At 71.7% G+C, this 1,340-nt stretch carries 1 protein-coding gene; it reads left to right on the top strand.

Annotated elements, in window-relative coordinates; genetic code table 11:
* Positions 1 to 1,340, top strand: a 1,340-nt coding sequence (locus tag BM064_RS27285) for a phage tail length tape measure family protein (RefSeq protein ID WP_143103493.1), incomplete at both ends; no start/stop codon positions are given.

The raw sequence follows: 1,340 nt of genomic DNA, 5'->3' as shown, positions 1-1,340 counted from the left end.
GCCACCGGCATGCGCCAGGTCGGCGTCGCCTCCAACGCCGGCGCCGCGCAACTCGGCAACCTCGCCGCCCAGTTCAACGACATCGGCGTGATGCTCGCCGCCGGGCAGTCGCCCCTCCAGCTCGCCCTCCAGCAGGGCACCCAGATCAGCCAGGTGCTCGGGCCCATGGGCGCGGGCGGAGCGGTTCGGGCCCTCGGCGCGGGCTTCCTGGCGATGCTCAACCCCGTGTCGCTGATCACCATCGGCACCATCGCCGCCGGCGCGGCGATGTTCTCCTGGCTGCGGGAGGCTCTGCCGGCGACCATCGACCTCGGCGAAGCTCTCGAGGAGGCCGACAAGAGCGTGGACGCCCTCGCGGCCTCGACGCGCCGGCTGTCGGTCGGCGCCCTGGACGAGCTGCAGGAGAAGTACGGCCAGGTCACCCGGCAGGTCCGCTCGATGCTGGAGGTCCAGACCGCGCTGGCGCGGCTCGATGCGGTCAGGGATCTGAACCAGACGCAGGCTGCCGTAGCGGACTCGACCGGGGGGGCGCTGGGGAAGGTTATCCGAGACTTCGAGAGGTTTCGGCAGGCCTTCACCAACACCGTCGACCTTACCTATGCCCTGCGCAAAGAGCTCGACCTGTCGATCCCGCAGGCGGAAGCGCTGTTCCGGGCCTATCAGCGTCTCGAGTCGGCGGAGGGCGTGCAGGACAAGGTCGCGGCCTACCGCGCGATGCGTGAGCTGGTCATCGAGACCTTCGGCGGGTTGCAGAACCTGAACGACGCCCAGCAGCAGCTAGTCAGAGGTCTGGTGAACGCCGAAAGCTCGGGCCGTGCGTTCCTCGCCCTGGACATGGAGACCCCCGTCGCCCGGGCGGCGGATCGCGCGCGTGCCCTTGCCGACGAAATCTCCCGCGCCGCGGCCGAGATCCGCGGCATGGGCCAGAGCGCCGAGGCGCGGCTGCAGGACGCCCGGATCCGGCGCGACTTCGCCGGCGACCCGGTGGAGATGGCGCGCCGCCTCGGCGTCGCCGCGATGGAGCGCACCCAGGCCCCGCTGCGCGAGAACGCGCCGGCCGAGGAGCTGACGGCCCTCGACGCCCAGGCGGCGGCCTACGGTCGGGTCGAGGCCCAGATCGCCGCCGCCGACGAAGCCCGCCGGGCCGCCGTCTCGACCTCGCGGTCGGGCACGCGCGAGTTCGACCAGGAACGGCAGGCGGTGGAGAGCCTGCTGGAGCAGGAGCGCACGCGCCTGGCGGTTCTCCGCGAGACCGATCCAGTCCGCAAGGAAGTGCTCTCCGTCTCCGATCGCATGACCGCCGCCACCGCCAAGGAACGGAAGGAGCTGCAGGGCCTGAT

Source organism: Albimonas pacifica, assembly GCF_900113695.1.
Classification (GTDB): domain Bacteria; phylum Pseudomonadota; class Alphaproteobacteria; order Rhodobacterales; family Rhodobacteraceae; genus Albimonas; species Albimonas pacifica.
The sequence above is the reverse complement of the archived record's forward strand: the minus strand, read 5'-3'. Positions and strand labels throughout refer to the sequence as shown.